At 58.5% G+C, this 19,914-nt stretch carries 12 protein-coding genes and 1 CRISPR repeat array; of the genes, 7 read left to right on the top strand and 5 right to left on the bottom strand.

The window, feature by feature from the left end:
- Positions 1 to 21 precede the first annotated feature (21 nt).
- The 6 genes from CLR77_RS08785 (at position 22) to CLR77_RS08760 (ending at position 9,023) form a co-directional block, all read left to right on the top strand.
- Positions 22 to 3,549, top strand: a complete 3,528-nt coding sequence (locus tag CLR77_RS08785) for a hybrid sensor histidine kinase/response regulator (protein ID WP_097460244.1) — start codon at positions 22 to 24, stop codon at positions 3,547 to 3,549.
- Between the two features lie 187 nt (positions 3,550 to 3,736).
- Positions 3,737 to 5,398, top strand: coding sequence for a tetratricopeptide repeat-containing response regulator (locus tag CLR77_RS08780; RefSeq protein WP_097460243.1), 1,662 nt, complete (start codon positions 3,737 to 3,739; stop codon positions 5,396 to 5,398).
- A 76-nt stretch (positions 5,399 to 5,474) separates the two neighbouring features.
- Positions 5,475 to 6,161: a sensor histidine kinase gene (locus CLR77_RS08775; RefSeq protein WP_227519856.1), complete on the top strand. Its 687-nt coding sequence runs from the start codon at positions 5,475 to 5,477 to the stop codon at positions 6,159 to 6,161.
- Between the two features lie 215 nt (positions 6,162 to 6,376).
- Positions 6,377 to 7,177: a response regulator gene (locus CLR77_RS08770; protein ID WP_097460242.1), complete on the top strand. Its 801-nt coding sequence runs from the start codon at positions 6,377 to 6,379 to the stop codon at positions 7,175 to 7,177.
- 107 nt (positions 7,178 to 7,284) lie between these two features.
- Complete coding sequence (locus CLR77_RS08765) at positions 7,285 to 8,145, top strand: substrate-binding periplasmic protein (protein ID WP_158227149.1); 861 nt, start codon at positions 7,285 to 7,287, stop codon at positions 8,143 to 8,145.
- Positions 8,130 to 9,023 carry a type 2 periplasmic-binding domain-containing protein gene (locus tag CLR77_RS08760; protein ID WP_097460240.1) on the top strand — a complete coding sequence of 298 codons (894 nt, stop codon included), beginning with the start codon at positions 8,130 to 8,132 and terminating at the stop codon, positions 9,021 to 9,023. The genes CLR77_RS08765 and CLR77_RS08760 overlap by 16 nt, the downstream gene beginning before the upstream one ends.
- Positions 9,024 to 9,133: 110 nt before the next feature.
- Here the strand turns inward: CLR77_RS08760 and CLR77_RS08755 are convergent, their stop codons facing one another.
- The 3 genes from CLR77_RS08755 to CLR77_RS08745 are packed head-to-tail and all read right to left on the bottom strand — an operon-like array spanning position 9,134 to position 14,048.
- Positions 9,134 to 10,207, bottom strand: coding sequence for a DUF4340 domain-containing protein (locus tag CLR77_RS08755; protein WP_097460239.1), 1,074 nt, complete (start codon positions 10,205 to 10,207; stop codon positions 9,134 to 9,136).
- Positions 10,208 to 10,210: 3 nt separating this feature from the next.
- On the bottom strand, positions 10,211 to 13,111 hold the full coding sequence (locus tag CLR77_RS08750) for a Gldg family protein (RefSeq protein ID WP_097460238.1): 2,901 nt from the start codon (positions 13,109 to 13,111) through the stop codon (positions 10,211 to 10,213).
- Positions 13,101 to 14,048, bottom strand: a complete 948-nt coding sequence (locus CLR77_RS08745; RefSeq protein ID WP_097460237.1) for an ABC transporter ATP-binding protein — start codon at positions 14,046 to 14,048, stop codon at positions 13,101 to 13,103. The genes CLR77_RS08750 and CLR77_RS08745 overlap by 11 nt, the downstream gene beginning before the upstream one ends.
- Positions 14,049 to 14,456: 408 nt before the next feature.
- Here CLR77_RS08745 and CLR77_RS08740 point away from each other — a divergent pair, with 408 nt between their 5' ends.
- Entirely contained in the window at positions 14,457 to 15,155 is a 699-nt protein-coding gene (locus CLR77_RS08740; RefSeq protein ID WP_198962718.1) for an aspartyl/asparaginyl beta-hydroxylase domain-containing protein, read from the top strand.
- Positions 15,156 to 15,520: 365 nt separating this feature from the next.
- A CRISPR array of direct repeats spans positions 15,521 to 18,720; the repeat unit is 28 nt; unit sequence GAAACACCCCCACGCCCGTGGGGAAGAC.
- 47 nt (positions 18,721 to 18,767) lie between these two features.
- Here the strand turns inward: CLR77_RS08740 and cas2e are convergent.
- Positions 18,768 to 19,055, bottom strand: a complete 288-nt coding sequence (gene cas2e / locus CLR77_RS08735; RefSeq protein WP_097460236.1) for a type I-E CRISPR-associated endoribonuclease Cas2e — start codon at positions 19,053 to 19,055, stop codon at positions 18,768 to 18,770.
- Positions 19,033 to 19,908, bottom strand: a complete 876-nt coding sequence (cas1e, locus tag CLR77_RS08730; RefSeq protein WP_097460235.1) for a type I-E CRISPR-associated endonuclease Cas1e — start codon at positions 19,906 to 19,908, stop codon at positions 19,033 to 19,035. The genes cas2e and cas1e overlap by 23 nt, the downstream gene beginning before the upstream one ends.
- Positions 19,909 to 19,914 lie beyond the last annotated feature (6 nt).

Below are 19,914 nucleotides of genomic sequence, written 5' to 3'. Positions count from 1 at the left end.
GCGGTGGTAACGTTCCGGATCATGATCAACGGCTGGCTGCTCATCGGCATATCCCTGCTCTATATTTCCTTGCTGTTCCTGGTCGCCTGGCATGGCGATCGCAAGGCGAACCAGTATTACCGGCACCCGCTGATGAGGCGGATGGTCTATGGCTTTTCGCTTGCCGTGTATTTTTCGTCCTGGACCTTTTTCGGTGCCGTAGGGCGCGCCACCCGGGACGGGCTGGAGTTCCTGCCGATCTATCTCGGACCACTCCTCCTGTACCTGTTCGGTGCGCCGATCCTGAAACGGATCATCTTTATCAGCAAACGTAACAACACGACCTCGATCGCCGATTTCATCGCTTCCCGCTATGGTAAATCTCCGCAGCTGGCCGCATTGATCGCCTTTATCGCGATGATTGGCAGCATTCCCTATATCGCGTTGCAGTTGAAAGCCATCGCCATGGGTTTCAGCGTGCTGACCGATCAAACCGCCAGCAGCGGCCTGCCGGCCCCCCACTGGCTACAGGATACCGGTTGGTACATCACCCTGATCCTGGCGGCATTCACCATCCTGTTCGGTACCCGTCACCTGGACGCCACGGAACACCACAGGGGCATGATCCAGGCCATTGCCTTTGAATCACTCATCAAGATGTTTGCCTTTATCCTGGTCGGTCTCTTTGCGGCCTTCGTCCTTTTCGGCAGCCCGCTGCAATTGTTCGCCCACCTGAAGAATGCCGGGCTGGCGCACGTGCTGAGCCCGGCCTCAATCCGCCCTTCCACCTTTATCAGCGAAACCCTGGTATCGATGCTGGCGATCATCTGCCTACCTCGCCAGTTCCACGTTACGGTGGTGGAGAATACCGAATATCAGGACTTCAACCTGGCACGCTGGATCATGCCGGTTTTCCTGGTCCTGGCCAGCCTCTTTGTGCTGCCGATTGCGGCGGCCGGCCTCTTCGCCTACGGCCCCAAGTCCACCAACGCAGATATCCTGGTCCTGAATCTGCCGATGATTACCGGCTATCACTGGCTGGCCGTTCTGGCTTTCCTCGGTGGCGCCTCCGCAGCCGCTGCGATGGTCATCGTATCCTCGGTGGCCAACGCGACCATGTTCAGCAACGAACTCATCATGCCCATCCTGTTGCGACTGCTGAACCGACTGAACCGGCGCAGCAGCCTGAGACCCTTCCTGCTGGGCGTGCGGCGCGTCATTATCCTGCTGCTCCTGCTGGCCTCTTATGGCTTTTATCGCATCGCCGCCGCGGACTATTCCCTGACCGCGTTCGGGCTGTTGTCGTTTGTTGCCGCGGCCCAATTCGGACCGGCGCTGCTCGGCGCCGTGCTCTGGCGCCGCAGCAACCATACCGGCGCCTTCTGGGGACTGGTGGGCGGTTTTACCGCCTGGGTCTTCACCCTGCTGTTACCGACGCTGATCAGCGTCGGTTGGATGAAGACACCCGCCCTCATCGAGGGTCTTGGCCTGGGCGGCGTGGACAGTCTCCAGACTCGAGACCTCTTTGGCATCAGTCTCGACCCAGTAACCTTTGGCACCATCCTCAGCCTGGGCACCAACCTGTTCCTGTTTGTGACCCTGTCACTGCTGACCCGGCAACGCATCCGGGAACGTATCCAGATCGCGGCTTTTTTCCAGGAGCCGCAACCCCGGTCCGACCATCCCGAGGAGATCGTACGTGAGGGCGATGTCACGGTCGCCGACCTGCGGGCACTGGCTGAGCGGTTCCTCGGCACGGAGCGGGCCAAGGCCATCTTTCAACAGTTCGAGCAACGGCACGCATTGCGCCTCTCGGCCCAGCGTATCGCCACGCCGTACCTGATGAAGCACGTCGAGCGGCAGCTCGCCGCCGTCATTGGCGCCTCGACGGCCCGTGTCGTACTGGAATCGACACTGACCGGACGCGACATGCAGATCGAGGACGTCGTCAGTATCGTCGACGAAGCCTCCCAAGCCATGACCTTCAGCCGCGAGCTGCTGCAGTCGGCTATCGAAAACATCACACTGGCAGTCGTCGTGGTCGATGCCCAGCACCGGGTCGTTTCCTGGAACCAGCGCTACCTCGACCTGTTCATGTTTCCCAAAGGCTTCGTCCGCACAGGACGCCCGATTACCGACCTGATTCGCTACAACCTGATCACGGCCAACCTGCCGGCCCGCCGTGTCGACGAAATCATCCGCACCCGCCTTGGCTACATGCGGGAAGGGTTGCCGAACAGTTACGAACGTCAGCGCTCGGACGGCACTATTTTGCTGGTGCAGGGCAACCCGGTGCCCGGAGGCGGTTACGTCACCACCTTCCAGGACATCACGACCATGCGCCGAACCGAACAGGCGCTGAAGGAAACCAATACTTACCTGGAACAACGGGTGAAGGAACGGACGCAGGAACTGCAGGTCCTCAACGATCAGTTGCTGAAGGCAAAATCGACGGCTGAACAGGCAAACCAGAGTAAAACCCGCTTCCTTGCCGCCGCCAGCCATGATCTGCTGCAGCCCCTCAATGCCGCGCGGCTGTTCACCTCGGCACTGGCCGGAAAGCCGCTGGATGGAGAGATCCGTGAGCTGGTCACCCATATCGACAGTTCCCTTGGCTCGGCGGAAGAGATCATCAGCACCCTGCTGGACATTTCCAAACTCGATGCGGGCGCCCTTGAGCCGCAATGGAACATATTCCCCGTTAACGACTTGCTGCGTCACCTGACTACCGAGTTCGACGCCATCGCGCGGGAACAGGGCCTCACACTGGATGCCGTGCCCTGCTCTGCCTGGGTGCGCTCCGACAGCCAGTTGCTGCGTCGCGTTGTCCAGAACTTCCTGTCCAATGCCATGCGCTATACCACCCGCGGCCGAATCCTCGTCGGCTGCCGTCGCCTCAAGGGCTATCTGCGCATCGAAGTCTGGGATACCGGCCCCGGCATACCCCAGGACAAGCTGGAACAGATCTTCGAGGAATTCCGGCGGCTCCAACAGGGCCGTGACCACAAGGGGCTGGGCCTGGGGCTTGCGATCGTCGACCGCATCAGTCATGTCCTCGACCATCCCGTCGGCGTACGCTCCTGGCAGGGCCGGGGCAGCGTATTCTGTATCACAGTACCGCTGGCACCGGCCGAAGCGGTGGCCGAAACGCCCGTCGAGCCGTCAGCGGCCAGCCGCAGCGTCAGCACATTGCGCGGGCTGACAGTGCTCTGTATCGACAACGACCAGAGCATTCTCGACGGCATGGTCGCCTTGCTGGGCAACTGGCAGTGCGAAGTCCTTGCCGCCGACAGTCTGGAGAGCGCACGCAGGGTTCTGGGCGAACGCGTTCCCAATATCATCCTGGCGGACTATCAACTGGACAATGACGAAAACGGTCTGGACGCAATGGATGCCCTGCGCAGCAACTGGCACGTCAAGGTTCCGGGTATTCTTGTCACAGGCCTGGTGAGCGCCGAAGTGCGGGCGGAAGCCATGGAGCGGGGTTATCAGGTCCTGTTCAAGCCTGTCAAACCCGCGGCGTTACGGGCGCTGGTGAACAAGATGCTGCGTCGACGCCAAGCCGGCTGATGATGCCTTCGACGCTAGAGAAAGGTCAGCTGACGCGACCTATCCGCCAAACCGGATGAGCTTTGGGTTGTTGGTCGCAGGTTTTTGATCTAGCTTTAAAAAAACAGGTAGAACAGCCAACGAGTTCAGGGACGGTACCGGCATAAACCATTAACGGCTTCGAATCGAATAGAGACGCCTTGCGCCCATGACAACTGCTTCCGACAACCCTACGGAACTGGCCAAGCTGTACCGTAAACTGCGTTTCCTGGTGGTCGACGATTTCGAGAACTTCCGGCTCTCGATGAAACAGATGCTGCGCGCATTCGGCGCAGATCACATTGAAGTCGCCTCCAACGGTAATGACGCCGTTTCCAAGTGCACTTACGAACGCTTCGATATCGTCCTGTGCGACTACAATCTGGGCGATGGCAAGAACGGCCAACAGATCCTTGAAGAGTTGCGCCACAAGAAACTGCTGAAACATACCTCCATTTTTATACTGGTGACTGCGGAAACCTCGCGTGACATGGTCATGGGCGCCCGCGAATACCAGCCCGATGCCTATATCACCAAGCCGATCACCCGCGCCGTGCTGCAGAAGCGGCTGGATGCCCTGATCGAACAGCGCAACGTACTGTACGATATCAACCGGGAGCTCGACGTCGACAACTACCCCAAGGCGATTTCCCAGTGCCTGGAGGCGATACCCCGCCTGCCTCGCCACCGGACCTGGCTGCTGCGCACCCTGGCAGACCTCTACTATCAGACCGGCGACTATAGCCACGCCCGCAAGCTGTATGAGGATGTCCTGAATTCCCGTGACCTGCCCTGGGCACGCCTCGGACTGGGGCGCGTGCTGCTGGCAGAGCAGCAACTGGACGCGGCCAGCGACCTGCTCAAGGCGCTGATCGAAAGTCATCCCGAATCGATGGAAGCCTACGATCTGCTCGCCAAGGTACTACAGGCCCAGGGTAAGGACCGCCAGGCACAACAGTCGCTCGAAGAAGCGCTGCGGATTTCACCCAACGCCATTGTTCGCCAACAGTCACTGGCCACACTGGCCACCAGCAACCAGGATCTGGATACGGCCGCCAAGGCTTGGCGCAGTGCCGTCAAACTGGGAAATCATTCGGTTCACGACAGCGCCGAGAACTACCTCAACCTGGGCCGGACGCTGGCCGAACTCAGCGACGGAGATACCAGCGAAACCGGACGCAATCTCGCCGAAGAGGCGATGAGCACCCTCCATCGCATGAACCGGAAGTACAAGGACGACGAAAAGGCGAAACTGACCGGCATGTTGGTGGAATCCCGAGTCCATGCCGGCCAGGGCCGTGCGCAGGACAGCCGCCGGATACTGGAACAGGTCCAGGCGAGCGTCGACCCCGACACCCTGGACGCCGATGTCGGTCTGGAGATGGCCCGATCCCTCTACGTGCTCGGCGATACCCAGGCGGCCGAAAAGCTGCTGAACACCCTGGCCCAGCGCTTCGAGGACCAGCCAGCCATCATCCAGCGTATCGAAAACCTGATGGACGAACCGGTGAGTTTTCAGAAGCGCATCCGCGCCAGGGGACTCAACCGCGATGCGATCAAGGCCTTCGAGGCCGGCCGGCTCGACGAAGCCGCTACGGCCTTCGAGGAGGCGCTGTCGCTGGTTCCCCGCCATCCGGCGCTTAATCTCAACCTGGTTCAGGTGCTTCTCAAACGCATGGAAACTGCGGGGCAGGATCTCGCCAGCCTGCGCCGTTGCAAGAACTGCCTGGAACAGGCGGAACATATTCCTTCCCAGCATCGTCAATACAAACGGCTGCAGTTCCTCAAGAACAAGATCGAACAGATGAATCGTCCTGGCGGTGCATCATGAGCACCTTCATCGCCGATCAAGGACGACTGCTGGCCACGTACTTACGTCAGAAAACGATTTTCAGGAGGAGGTCCTTGTGAGCGACCAGGATCCGAGCATCGACTTTTCCATGGTGATTGCCTCCGCGGTCCACGACATGAAAAATTCGCTGGGCATGCTGCTTCACTCCCTGGACGAACTGCGGAGCGACCTCCCCGACGATGTTGCGCGGGCGCCCCGCTTCAATACACTGCAGTACGAAGCCGAACGCGTGCATAGCGACCTGGTTCAGTTGCTGGGTCTCTACCGGGTACAGCAACGAACGCTGTCGGCACACCTGGACGAACACTACCTGCCGGACGTTCTCGGCGAGCAAATGGCCCGCCACCAACCGTCGCTGGAAGGCCGGGGCATTCGCGGCGAAATCGAATGCCCGCCCATCAATGCCTATTTCGATCTGGAACTGATTCCCGGCGTACTCAGTAACATCATCAACAACGCCGTCCGTTATACCCACTCGCGCATCCGCATTTCCGCCAGAGAGGAAGACGACTTCGTCGTACTGGCGGTGGAGGATGACGGCGATGGTTATCCCGCCCGTATGCTGGAAGCACCGGATGCCAGTGACCAGGGCATCAGCTTCAGCACCGGCAGCACCAACCTCGGCCTCTATTTCGCCTCCTGCGTTGCAAGGCTACACAAGGAAGGCCAACGCACGGGCTTCATCAAATTACGCAACGGTGGTGAGCTCGGCGGCGGTATTTTCGAAATCTGGCTTCCCTGACGCCGGCAACTGGCGATTCCGGTTTTTCACCGCTACGCTCTCAACAGGTGTGCACTGACAGGGGCTTCTGCCACCCCTGCCAGCCGCTTCGCCGAGAGGGAGCAACGCCATGTGCACCTTCTTGAAGAGATGGTACTATCCCTGCGCCGTCGCCCCGCCTTGGGTGGGGTGCCACAGGGACTGGCGACGGGTTCACCACAGGACGGGAGATCAGAATGTCGCGTGGTCACGCACTGATCGTGGATGACTCATCCACGGCGCGCCTGATGTTGGCGCGCATGCTTGATCGTCTGGATATTTCCAGCGAAGGTGTCGTTTCCGCAGAAGACGCGTTCGACTTTCTGGATGATCATCAGGTCGATTACATTTTCCTGGATCACCTGCTGCCGGGGATGAACGGCTTCGAGGCACTTCAAATCCTGAAGACGTCGCCAAAAATGCAGGATATCCCCGTCTTCATGTACACCTCCCAAAATACAGCGCCATACCGGACCGAAGCCGCCCAGCTCGGCGCAGCCGGCGTCATCGGCAAACAGCTCGATCGCGACCAGTTGCAACAGGCTCTGGAAGCCATCAGCAGCGGTATCCAGCCAACCGAAACCACCGCCATACCCTTACCGATGCAGCAGGATACGACGGCATTGCCCGAAGCCTCGCCGTCAACACCCACCCCAGCCCCGGCAGAGAGCAACATTTCCAGCGATAGCGTCATGTTGAAGCGGCTGACAGGGCGCCTCTCCACGCTGGAAATTGCTTACGAGGAGGTTGCTGACGAACTCCATCAATTGCGCCTTGAGCTTGCCCAGTCGAGGGCTGACGAGCAGGTCGAACTCGCCAGACGTCAACGGCGCATGCGGTGGCTGAACGGTTTGATGCTACTGCTGATTATCGGGTTGGGTGCAGCGGTCTGGTACCAGTACGATGCATTGCAAACATTATTGCGCTCGGTCAATAACCAGTCCGGTGTATTACGTGACATTATTGGCCAACTGATGGAATTGATGGGGCATTCCTGATACCCCCTATTTTTTGCGCACGAATTCCAGTTGCGACTCCACAATAAGAATTCACAATGACAACACGTTGCAGAGAAATGGCGCCCGGCTTGCGTTGGCAGCGCCTCATGCTTGTAATCTGTACCCTGTTCTGGCTCCCACCGACGCTCACCCAAGCTGCCGAGGAGGTCCCGGCCACACAGGTCGTGCTTTGGAACCGAAACTACGATACGGCCCCAGTCAACGAAGTCCTTGACCTGGCCCTGGATGAGACCAGGGACCTCTTCGGCCCTTACACGCTGGTTAAAAGCTCCCCACTGGAACAGAAAGCCGCCTTTGAGGACCTCGCCGGAAAACGACAGCCCCGGATCCTCGACGTTGCCAGCGGCGCAACGACGCCCTGGCGGGAAGAGCATCTGCTGGCCATCCGCATTCCGGTCATGAAAGGTCTGTTGGGTTATCGCGTATGCCTGACGCGCAAAGCCAAAGTCGGTCAGTTCTCCACCCTCCAAACCACCTTCGACTGGCAGAACCAGCACCTGAAAATCTGTCAGGCCAAGGGCTGGCCCGACACCCGTATACTGCGCAGAAATGGCTTTACCGTGGAAACGACCGAGACTTATGGGGCCCTGTTCAGTGCTGTCTCGAACGGTGACTGCGATTGCTTCCTGCGCAGCGTGGGAGAAGTCGGCCCGGAAGCCGCCGCACATCCCGACCTCGCTATCGAACCCTCTATCCTCTTTCTCTATCCCGAACCGGCCTATTTCTTCGTCCGCCCGGACAATCCCAAACTCGCCGCGCGTATCGAGCTCGGTCTGTTACGCGCTATCGACGACGGTCGTTACGAAAAGCTGTTCCGGACCCGCTTCAGTCATCGACTGGGCTCCCTTAAGCTGGGTAGCCGGATCCTGTTTCACCTGAACAATCCAGACCTGTCGCCCCAATCACGGGCCCTGTTGAGAGATGATTCGCTGTGGTACAAGCCCTAACCCTACGACGCCTGCTCCCCGCCCTGTTGCTCAGCGCGGTGTTTGTTGCTGCTCCCACACAGGCTACCGAGGTTGTCCACTTGTGGTATCGCAACTTCGACCAACCTGCCACGCTCGCACTCCTCAAATTGGCCCTGGACGAAACCCGCGACCTCTACGGCGACTACCGCATCGAGTCCTCTCCGCAGATGAGTCAGGCACGCGGGATCGCTGAAATCGAGAAGGGTCGCCATAAACGCATCAACGCTATCGATGTCGCCACCAATCCCCGGCGCGAACAGCGCCTGCTCCCCATTCGAGTCCCCACCGCGGACGGCCTGCTCGGCTACCGGGTCTGCCTGATCGCCACCGGGACAGAGGGACGCTTCAAGGGCATCAAGAGCTTCACCGACATCCGAAAACGCAACCTGACTTTCGGCCAGGGCGTGGACTGGCCTGACACCGAGGTGCTCAAAGCCAACGGCTTGAACGTCCTGACTCAGGTCCGCTTCGGCAACCTTTTCCATATGCTGGCTTACAAGCGCTTCGACTGCTTTCCCCGCAGCGTTACCGAGATCTACTACGACCTGCAGACGCATCCCACAGAAGGGATTTCCATAGAACCGTCACTCCTGTTCACCTATCCCATGCCGTCGTTCTTCTTCGTTAACAAGGAGAACAAAGCCCTGGCTGCCCGTATCGAGCTGGGCCTGCGCCGGGCCATGCTCAACGGCCGCTACAAGGCTTACTTCGAAAACTACATTGCGCCGTCACTGCAAAAGCTGAACCTGTCGCAGCGAACCGTTATCCGCTTGAACAACCCCCTGCTGACCGCACCCACACGCCGCATCGTTACGGAAAGCGCCATCAGCATCGACGGCAAGCTGCAGATCTACTGAGTCTGAGGAAGACTTGAAAGACTGGGCGGGTATCGGGGTGAGGAAACGCCACCACGGCCGGCAAATGCCGGCCGTGGTGGTGCAAGCCCTTTGCAGGGCGGAGGCCACTATCAGGAGGATTTTTTCTCCGCTGCCTTTTCAACAGGTGTCGCTGCAGCAGTGGATGTGCTCTTGGTGGATTTATCCGACGTCGCAGCGGTCTTTTTCGCCGGCTTCGGCACACTCAGCGCCCCCCGGTTGATATCCAGCAGACGCTGGTACTGCCATTGCGCCAACTTGAAGTACTCCGGACGCGCAGAAGACTTCACGATATAGGTCTTTAGCGGCGGAGCCTTCTTGGCATCTTTGGTCGCCTTGCCCGGGTTCGGCGCCGGCGTCTCTTCGATGCCAAAACGATACGTCAGCGTCTTGCCGTCATCCTGGGTAAACGCCAGTGTGAGGGTCGGCTTGTCCATGTGGTAAGCGGGTTTGTCTTCCTTACCCAAGACCGACTCGATACGGAGCGACTTCAGGTCATCCAGTAACGCGGACACCTGGGCACTGTTGGTATCGTGCTTGGCGTCGAGTTGAGCCAGCGTCCAACCCTGCTTGTCATGGTCGAGGGTGTAATCATTGCCCTTGATCACCTTCAGGTCCTTACCGCTCACCTTCAACAGCTGCTTATCCAACCATTGAGCGGAGGCTGTCGGGGCCTGGTAGGTGGCGATAGCCTCCTCGTAGATTGCCGGTTTGCCGCCAATCCGCACGTGGGTACGGCGGAATCCCGGCGAGGTGCCCAGATAGACAGTCGCCAGATCGGTCCCGTTATGGCTGAGCACGATCTTGCGCTGATGATCGCTCTCGGTCACCTTGAAGCGCTTGGCAGAGCCGGCGGTGTCCGCCACCGCCCAACTATGCCGCAGGCCTTTCAGTTTACCGATCAGCGTTTTCAGCTTGTCCTCATTAACCGGCAGGTTGTCGTCGTTCGGCATGACCCAATGGCCATTCTTCCTGGCCAGGACAACCTGGTGATCCTTATCCTGATTGATCAGGATCTTGTCGACCGCGGGAAAATCCACAGCCAGCAAGGGGCCATTGGTCGCGCCGCTATCGCTGTGGTCCCACTGCTCCAGCGTGAGACCGAAGGCCACGGCAACCTGACAGACCAGAATGACGGAAAGCCACGTAATCAATCGCTTGGTCACGGTTCACACCCTCCCCAGTTGCATGGTCGTCGCATAGTGATGCAGGCGTTGTCGACGCACCGCCCGCGAGACACCCCAGACGATCAGGAGTCCCAGCACGATCAGGCCGTAGTTGAGGTATTCCCAGAATTCCTGATCCCCCTGTGACATGGGCGGCAAGGTATTGGCGAAATGCCCCCGACTGCGAATGGCCAGCAGTCCGCGGTCTTCCAGCGACCAGTCCACAGCGTTCTGCACCAGTTGCAGCGAGTTCAGGTAGACCGAACGATTCACGGAACTGAGGATGTTCAACGTCTGATCCGAGAGGAACTCGTTGGACGGGAACAGGATGATCCGTGCCGAATCCGGCGACTTGTCGATCACACTGGAAACCACATCCTTCTGATCCGCGTCGGATTTGCCGTTTTTGCCTTTGCTCTTCTGGTCGGCCTTCTCTGCCGCCGCCAGCAGCGGAGATTCCTTACCCTTGAAGTAGGAACTGAACTGTCCCTGCACCATGACACCCACCAGGCGCGACGCCCGCTTGCCTTGGGGCTGGAATCCGCTGCCGCCACCCTGATCGACCGAGGGTGTGACATCCAGCGAGCCGGACACCCAGGACTGTGGCGAGGTTTTCAGCAGGTCCGTCACCTTGCGCTTGGCGTTGGCCTTGGCGTTCACCTCGATGGGCGATACCCAACTCATGGTGACCTGAGGCAAGCCCGAGGTAATCGGGTTTTGCTGGTTGAGTCCCGAGCCACGGATATCCGGGAAGTACGGGTAGTCCAGCAGACGGATTTCACGGAAGCTGAAATTGCCCACCTTGCGTTCAATCGGGATGGGGAACCGCGCATTATGGGGATCCAGCGCCAACGTGTGGTCAATGCTCAGGCCGTTATGCTTCAGCCAGTCGCCAAGACCGGACGTCTGCGGCTGGGCATCGAGGGCCGTGCGCGTCAAATGCGCCGAGTAAGGCGAAGTCCCCAGCACGACCGTACCGCCCTGCATCAGGAACTGGTCGATGGCAAACAGCTGCTTTTTGTTCAACGAGGACGGATCGACGACCATCAGCAAATCCGCATCGGAAGGCACCTGACCGGACTCCAGAGTGGTCGACTCGACAGTCATATCCTCAGACAGCTTCTTGCGGAGCAGCCGGAAACTGGGCCCCTGCTGTTGCATGTACGGATTGCCCACCGGCGGCGGCGTGTAGAGAGCCACCGTCTTGGTGAAGCCGGAGGCAAAACGCTTCAGGCCCGCTTCGATATTGTGCTTGAGGCCAGCCTTATCGAGTGCGTCCGGAATCGCCACCTGCACATGCTGCTTGCCGTTGTTCAGCATCATATAGAAATAGAACGTATTCTGGCTCAGCAGGCTGGTCGCCATGGGCTGCATGCCATACTGCTTCTGCAACTGCTTGGCGAGAGAGCCGTCACCGGCATCCGGATCCTTGAAGTCGAAGGAGAACTTGTCCCCGCCCTGCTTCTTCAGCTCGTTCAGGACGTCGGTAAGATCGGACTTCAGCGTGGCCAGCTTGTCCGGCAATACCTTGTCGGAGGAGATATAGCCCGTGAAGTTGACCGGCTGATGCAGGCTGGCGAACAGGTCACCGGAACTCTGGAAGCCGTAGAGCACCTTCTTGATCGCCCGGGTGATGTCGTACTCCGGATTGCGCAGACGGACATCCAGATGATCAGGACCGCTCTCTTTCACATCGATCAGGTCGCGGAAACCCAGCACCTGATATTGATCGCCATACTGCACCACGATGTTGAAATAGGAGTTCACCACCGACGACTGATACTTGTTGGACACCTCGAACGGCACCGGGTGGATACCGAACTTCTTGCGCGCTGCCTCCTCGGCATCCGGGTTGCTCTGCGGATCGACAATCTGCAGCCGCACCTTGCCGTTACCCGCCACCTGGTACTCCTTGAGCAGGTTTTCCAGTTCCGGAATCAACGGCTCCAGCAGTGGATGGGTTTTGGAACTGAAATAGGCATGGATCAGCAGGGGCTCCTGTAATTCGCTCAGATAACGTTTGGTGGTCGGGCTGAGCGAGTACAGGTGATGCCGCGTCATATCGATACGCAAACCGTTGACATGACTGAGCCAGACATTGGCCGCGATAAAGTTGAGGATCAGCAGCGTCGACGCGGCGAACCACAGGCGATGGCGCGGCTTACGGCGATCCGTGGTCCAACGCTGACGCTCCAGTGCCAGGATATTCAGCGTCAGGAAGACACCCATGATGCTCAGGTAGTAATACAGGTCACGGATATCGATCACGCCGCGGGTAATCGAATCGAAGCGCGACCCCGTCCCCAGCAGCTTGAGGAAATCGCCGACCTTATAGCCCACCAGGTCGGTGAGTGTCGAGGAGCCGATCAGGTAGAACGCCAAACAGATCAGAACCGTCAAAATCAGGCTGACGATCTGACTATCGTTGCGGGCGCTGACATAGAGGCCGATCGAAATATACGCCGCCCCCAGGAACAGGGTGGCGACGTAGGCGCCAATAACAGGACCCCAGTCGAGATTGCCGATCATGGATACCGTAATCGGCAGGGGCAGCGTCAACAGCAACGCTATACCGAGCAGGCTGAAACAGGCCAGGAACTTGCCCAGGACAAATTCCAGCGGCGTCACCGGCAGCGTCATCAGGAACTCGATAGTGCCGCTACGACGCTCCTCGCTCCACATCCGCATGGTGATCGCCGCAACGAGGAAAATCAGCAACAGCGGCATCCACTGAAACAGAGGGTGAACGTCCGCAATATTGCGGGCAAAGAAGGTATCCACCCAAAAAAAGACAAACAGCACCACCGCCAGGAAGGTGGCCAGGAAGACAAAGGCTATTGGGGATGAGAAGAAGAGCCCGATCTCCTTGCGGGCGATTCTCCGAATACTCTGTTCACGCGGCATGAGAACCCTCCGTCGCATGCTCATTGATCTCGCGGAAAACGGTTTCCAGATCGCGGGTTTCCGGGGTGAGCGCGTAGATACGCTGGCGACGTTCCACAAGGTGATCAGCCACCTCTGCCGCCACCTGTTCCGCGTCCTTCCCTTCCTCGACGAACAACAGGTACTCGTGACGCGTACCCCGACGTTGTTCAAGGCGCACGCGGGCAATGCCCAGCGACCGCACGATCAGGCCCAGCTCGGCGTCCGGCACGTCGCTGACCAGGCGCAATACCTTGCTCCTGTTCAACTCCTCCATGGTGGCATCCAGCGCCAGTTCGCCATTCCGGATGATCAGCACCCGATCACAGACCGCGTTCACTTCCTGCATGATGTGCGTCGACAGGATCACCGTCGCATCCCGCCGCAAACCGCGAATCAGCTCACGCATATGCTGGATTTGGGCGGGGTCGAGGCCGTTGGTCGGCTCGTCCAGGATGAGCATGGCGGGATTATGCACAATGGCCTGCGCCACCCCGACGCGCTGGCGGTAGCCTCGGGACAGGGTATCGATCGGCTGCAGGGCCTTGCCCAGCAACGCCGTCTTTTCCATCGCGACACGTACGGCTTCGGTGCGCTTGTCCTTCGGTACGCCATGCAGTTGGGCGGCGTATTCGAGGTAATCGCAGAGAATCATTTCCGGATAGGTGGGCGGCAATTCCGGGAGATAGCCCATCTCCCGCCGCAGGTCGAGCGAATGCTCCTGCAGATCCTGCCCCTGAATGAATATTTCGCCAGCAGAAGGCTCCAGATACCCCATCAGCATCTTCATGATGGTGGTCTTACCGGCGCCGTTGTGACCCAACAGGCCCACAATTTCCCCTGACTGAATTGAGAACGACACGTCCTTGACGGCCGCAAAGCTCCCGTAATACCGACTAAGCTGTTCCACTTTAATCATTTTGGGTCCGGTCTCCTCGTCCTGATTTCGGGCGTGAACCGAGCCGGTTCGATAAGCAGTTGGGACTGAAGTTCCAAGCCCCCCCTACCCGTCATGACATGGGTCATTGCTCTGCACAAAGAGCACGCCAGCAACCGCCCGCCAGCGCGAAAACTCCTTGAAAAGGCAACCCATTTACAGACGCATTAATTGCCAACTCTTTAATAGCCACCTAGTTAGTTTTACGTATCGCCGCACAAGACCCGAGAGGACTAGCATTTCGGCTCTTGATTCCAAACAGTGCTAACGCCGGCCAACTTGGCGACAACTTGACCGATAACGTTGTTCACGATTTCGCGATTGACGTTCCCTCGACGACAAAGATGTGGAAAAGTAATTCCTGACGGACGTCAATTTGGGAGGAGCATAATGGACTATCATCGTTTCAAATCGGCCGTAAACCGTTACCTGGCGCGCCACATCGGCGGCGACAGCCGTCCCGTCTACTACGATATCGATCAGTACTGCCCTGCCCTTCACCATCTCGAAGCGGCTTACCCCGCCATCCGCACCGAAGTGGAAACCCTCCTGAGCGAACACCTCGATATGCCCGAGTACCATGTCGTCAATCCGCCCGCGAAAGAGATTTCCAGCACGACAGCTGGTCGCTGGAATGTCTTTATGCTCGAGCTGCTCGGCTACAAGCTGGAAGACAACCTGGCCCGCTGCCCGGAAACCGCCAGGGTCCTGGAGCGGATACCCGGCAAGGTACAGGCCTTCTTTTCGATCCTCGAACCCGGCAAATCGGTACCCCGCCACGAAGGCCCCTACCTGGGCTATCTTCGTTACCACCTTGGCATCAAGGTACCGCGGGAAAACCCACCCAGTATCGTGGTGGCCGATCAGCCCTATGTCTGGAAGGAAGGTGAAGGCGTGCTGTTCGACGATTTCTGGCCGCACGAAGTGATCAACCACAGCAGCGAGCCCCGCGTCGTGCTGATCGTCGACATCTACCGGCCACTGCCCGTGCTCCCCAACCTGGTGAACCACGCCCTGCTAAGGACCATTGCGGCACCGACCTATGGCAAGTCGGTGATTCGGAAGGCTAAGGCGTATGCGGTGCATTGAGGGACGCTCAATAAAAGAGGCTTATCCCATTTAAACGGGAAGGCCGGATTCAGTCTCTGCAAGGGGCCGCCCGCTTTTCCAGCTAACCGTGAAGTGCTTATTGGAATGATGTATTGCAGACCGGTCGACCGCACACCGTTTCCGAGCCCCCTCTCCGGCCATAGGCAAGGGGAGAAAGACCACTTGGCGCCAAGTGTCGGCGTTGGGGTTAAAATCCCCTCGCCCCTGGCGGGAGAGGGGTTGGGGAGAGGGGGAAGAGGCAGGCACCCCACGTTCTCCGTGCGCGATTTGCCAGTAAGCCTATTGTAAATTGATGGCTTTCAAGCTCATCTGCGATGGACTTATTTTTGCCTTGCGGTTACTGGGAAACACCCCCACACTCGTGGGGAAGACCACTGGAAAACCGGCACGTCTGACATGCCGAGAGAAACACCCCCACGCCCGTGGGGAAGACAACATCAACGGCTTCTGTATTTGCTCAAACATGGAAACACCCCCACGCCCGTGGGGAAGACACACTAGATCACTTCGGACAATATCGGGCTTTAGAAACACCCCCACGCCCGTGGGGAAGACCGATCCTTTATGCGACCCTGAATGGGACGCAGAGAAACACCCCCACGCCCGTGGGGAAGACGGGTTCCATTTCGCACCCGCTGGAGTAGTACCAGAAACACCCCCACGCCCGTGGGGAAGACACAATACTTCCTGATCCTTTGTTACGTAAAACAGAAACACCCCCACGCCCGTGGGGAAGACTATCCATCCTTGCACAATCCATCGGTGTAATCGGAAACACCCCCACGCCCGTGGGGAAGACGTTTGTTTTGATCAGTTGAAAGTAGGTTGTACAGAAACACCCCCACGCCCGTGGGGAAGACTCAAGAGGTAACTCGCAAGATTTAACAACCCCAGAAACACCCCCACGCCCGTGGGGAAGACCTCCTTCAATCACAGTGAGCGCACCAATGGTCGGAAACACCCCCACGCCCGTGGGGAAGACGAGACGGACAGCGCTATCAATGGCCAGTCTGCAGAAACACCCCCACGCCCGTGGGGAAGACTCGACGCCTGCACCGAAGACGATCAGAAAAGCGGAAACACCCCCACGCCCGTGGGGAAGACGGACTCTCAATATGGGATTTTTGTGGGACTATGGAAACACCCCCACGCCCGTGGGGAAGACGCGTTCTCGGCGGCGATTACCAACGGCTCATCAGAAACACCCCCACGCCCGTGGGGAAGACCCGAGATTAGGACGTTTACCGCCCATTGCTTTGGAAACACCCCCACGCCCGTGGGGAAGACTTTGAATCCACTCCAGGCTCCATCTACTCGAAGGAAACACCCCCACGCCCGTGGGGAAGACATTTGCTGGGCGCCCTGGTAGGCCGTACAGGCGGAAACACCCCCACGCCCGTGGGGAAGACCGATGGCCTGATTTCCGGAATCCGCATATCGAGGAAACACCCCCACGCCCGTGGGGAAGACCAATACCCGCCATCTGACTGCATCGAACAATCGGAAACACCCCCACGCCCGTGGGGAAGACCATCGATCCAGGCCTCTGCGCTGTTTAGATACAGAAACACCCCCACGCCCGTGGGGAAGACCTGCCACGGCAGGCGCCGTCCGCTCTGCATCGAGAAACACCCCCACGCCCGTGGGGAAGACCACATAGCCGAGCTTGAGGCAGAGGTGGAGCGGGAAACACCCCCACGCCCGTGGGGAAGACTCATCACTCCTCCCGCTCACTGGCTGCTGGGGGGAAACACCCCCACGCCCGTGGGGAAGACATGCTGACCCTCTATGTCGACAACTCCATGCAGGAAACACCCCCACGCCCGTGGGGAAGACGACTCCAGCAGGATCTGACCAAGGCCAAGGGGAGAAACACCCCCACGCCCGTGGGGAAGACGCTGCAAAATTCCACATGGACAGAGCCAGGGTAGAAACACCCCCACGCCCGTGGGGAAGACAAAAACATGACCGACACCATTTACACCGAACTAGAAACACCCCCACGCCCGTGGGGAAGACCCTGCGCATGCGCCTTAGCGATGGCGTCGGAGAGAAACACCCCCACGCCCGTGGGGAAGACGGGCCTGTATCGACTCTAAATGCAGGGAGTGTAGAAACACCCCCACGCCCGTGGGGAAGACGGGCCTGTATCGACTCTAAATGCAGGGAGTGTAGAAACACCCCCACGCCCGTGGGGAAGACAGTTGAAGGCTTTTTGATTCCTAATAATCTATAGAAACACCCCCACGCCCGTGGGGAAGACTGGGTCTTTTCGTCGATGCGCCGCGTAAACAGGGAAACACCCCCACGCCCGTGGGGAAGACCGAAGAAGAGCAGAGCGAGCGCCAGTCTGATGGGAAACACCCCCACGCCCGTGGGGAAGACACGACGACGAAGCTAGTCATAGCGCTTCATCCGGAAACACCCCCACGCCCGTGGGGAAGACTCATCGTTACGTTAGCGATCAAGGCGTGCCCCAGAAACACCCCCACGCCCGTGGGGAAGACCGCGTCTCGCGCCGTGGGGGCCGCTGTGAGGCGGAAACACCCCCACGCCCGTGGGGAAGACCGATGATGATCCACTGAGAAAGGGAGGGACATAGAAACACCCCCACGCCCGTGGGGAAGACACAAGGTATAACGCTATGCAATCTCTCCGCGAGGAAACACCCCCACGCCCGTGGGGAAGACCAGAATCTAAACATCGTTTCAATCCTCAACTCGGAAACACCCCCACGCCCGTGGGGAAGACGCAATCAGGTTCGCCGATCCGCTAAATCCAAGAGAAACACCCCCACGCCCGTGGGGAAGACATGCCGTCGAGTATGACGCCTTGCGCAGCCAGAGAAACACCCCCACGCCCGTGGGGAAGACGCAGTTATATGGACCGCCAGTGCATGAGCGGCAGAAACACCCCCACGCCCGTGGGGAAGACATCCGCAGAATCAATAGTCAGCGTCTTTCCCACGAAACACCCCCACGCCCGTGGGGAAGACAATCTACTGCCTGGTTCAAGTGCCTTCGTGAAAGAAACACCCCCACGCCCGTGGGGAAGACAATGCCGAGAAATCCCGCGAGGTGCATGTGGGAGAAACACCCCCACGCCCGTGGGGAAGACAGATCCAGCTGGTGGACAACTACAACACCGACGGAAACACCCCCACGCCCGTGGGGAAGACAATTTCAAACGATTTCAGCCAATATACGCCTGGGAAACACCCCCACGCCCGTGGGGAAGACCCAATCAGACCAACATATCGATCAGATAAAGCGGAAACACCCCCACGCCCGTGGGGAAGACTCGAAATGTAATCCGTACATACTTGCGGACAAAGAAACACCCCCACGCCCGTGGGGAAGACGTTGGGCGGTAATAATCCGTAGCCAGCGGGTCAGAAACACCCCCACGCCCGTGGGGAAGACTCCAGGCGCTTGCTGCGAAGCGCGGGACCTCGGGAAACACCCCCACGCCCGTGGGGAAGACCCTCTTTCATCGATCTGGAAGAAATCAACGGCAGAAACACCCCCACGCCCGTGGGGAAGACACCAACAAATTGTTAAAGATCACCCCCTAACATGCAACATATTGGGATTAATGGTGGTTAAGGGTTTCGATAACCAACTGCAGTCCGCTGATTGTCGTCAACGTCTTTTTTGTTGGTCCGATGGTTCTGATTTCATAACCAGGTGGGCTTGGCAAGGAACGGAATATGACAATGCCCGACTCCGGCGGGCAATGTTTGTAAAGGTAATCAACCACGTAGACGGCAACTGAATCTTTAACCCCGGACACAAAAACGTTGGGCTTTGGCTCGACAAACCAGAGTTTCATTCGCCCTCGAACGGCTGGCGGCAAATCATTTGCGACGACGACGAGCATGGCTTGTCCCCAGCATTTCAGCGATGTCATCCGCGATCAGAGCCAGTAAATCCATGTCGATCACTCGCTGACGAAATGCGGCAGACACCTTATGTTTGTCATAACGTCCTGCCATATCCCGCGTCAGCGAAAAAGCAAGATCAATACACAGGTTTTCCTTGTAAAGATCCGCAAGGTCGTAGACGAACGGCAGAGGACTTCCTGAGTGGATAAATCCGATATGTGGCGAATAGCCCAAGCTATGGACTGCCGAACAGAGAATGCCATATAGAGCTGCATTCGCCGCGGTCAAAACCTGATTGGTCAGGTCGCTGAGGGCGAACTTCCCCGGCGTGAAGTTGCGCCCTTTCCAACCAACCTGATACTCCTCAGCCTTTGTCTGGTAAAGAGCGCGCACCCGATGACCTTCCATGCCCATCATTTCCTTAAGCGTCTTACCCACCAAGTCAGCATCGGGAAAGCGCCTGGCGAACATACGGCATGCCACCTCGACTGACTTGTCGGGATTTGCTGACAGCACAATCTGACGTTTCAGGTTTCGCGTATCCGCCGTAGGCAAGAAGCCCGCCGCATAAAATAGCAGCGTGTCCTCGCCCACCCAACATACGGAGCAGTTTGCCGCTACCGCTGTTTTAATTGCGTCATGCGTGACGGTGGTGCCCGGTCCCAGCAACAGAGTATTCAACGTGGCCACTGGCAGCGGCACCACATTGCATTCCGAATCAATCCATTTGATGCTGCTGTCGTCAATCTCCAGGCGACCTCGCTCCAGATAGATGAACGGATATTTGTCTTTGACCTGAGGAAGAGAGTCGCGGGTGACCTTAACGAACAATCGCTGTCCCGTAGCCATTGCGCG

Source organism: Mangrovitalea sediminis (assembly GCF_002514725.1).
Classification (GTDB): Bacteria; Pseudomonadota; Gammaproteobacteria; order Pseudomonadales; family Oleiphilaceae; genus Mangrovitalea; species Mangrovitalea sediminis.
The sequence above is the reverse complement of the archived record's forward strand: the minus strand, read 5'-3'. Positions and strand labels throughout refer to the sequence as shown.

Excerpts from the sequence above, each read along its gene's own strand:
- CLR77_RS08765 (WP_158227149.1), top strand. The coding sequence starts at position 7,285 with ATGCTTGTAATCTGTACCCTGTTCTGGCTCCCACCGACGCTCACCCAA.
- CLR77_RS08770 (WP_097460242.1), top strand. The coding sequence starts at position 6,377 with ATGTCGCGTGGTCACGCACTGATCGTGGATGACTCATCCACGGCGCGC.
- CLR77_RS08740 (WP_198962718.1), top strand. The coding sequence starts at position 14,457 with ATGGACTATCATCGTTTCAAATCGGCCGTAAACCGTTACCTGGCGCGC.
- CLR77_RS08780 (WP_097460243.1), top strand. The coding sequence starts at position 3,737 with ATGACAACTGCTTCCGACAACCCTACGGAACTGGCCAAGCTGTACCGT.
- CLR77_RS08745 (WP_097460237.1), bottom strand. The coding sequence starts at position 14,048 with ATGATTAAAGTGGAACAGCTTAGTCGGTATTACGGGAGCTTTGCGGCC.
- CLR77_RS08785 (WP_097460244.1), top strand. The coding sequence starts at position 22 with ATGATCAACGGCTGGCTGCTCATCGGCATATCCCTGCTCTATATTTCC.
- CLR77_RS08750 (WP_097460238.1), bottom strand. The coding sequence starts at position 13,111 with ATGCCGCGTGAACAGAGTATTCGGAGAATCGCCCGCAAGGAGATCGGG.
- cas1e (WP_097460235.1), bottom strand. The coding sequence starts at position 19,908 with ATGGCTACGGGACAGCGATTGTTCGTTAAGGTCACCCGCGACTCTCTT.
- cas2e (WP_097460236.1), bottom strand. The coding sequence starts at position 19,055 with ATGCTCGTCGTCGTCGCAAATGATTTGCCGCCAGCCGTTCGAGGGCGA.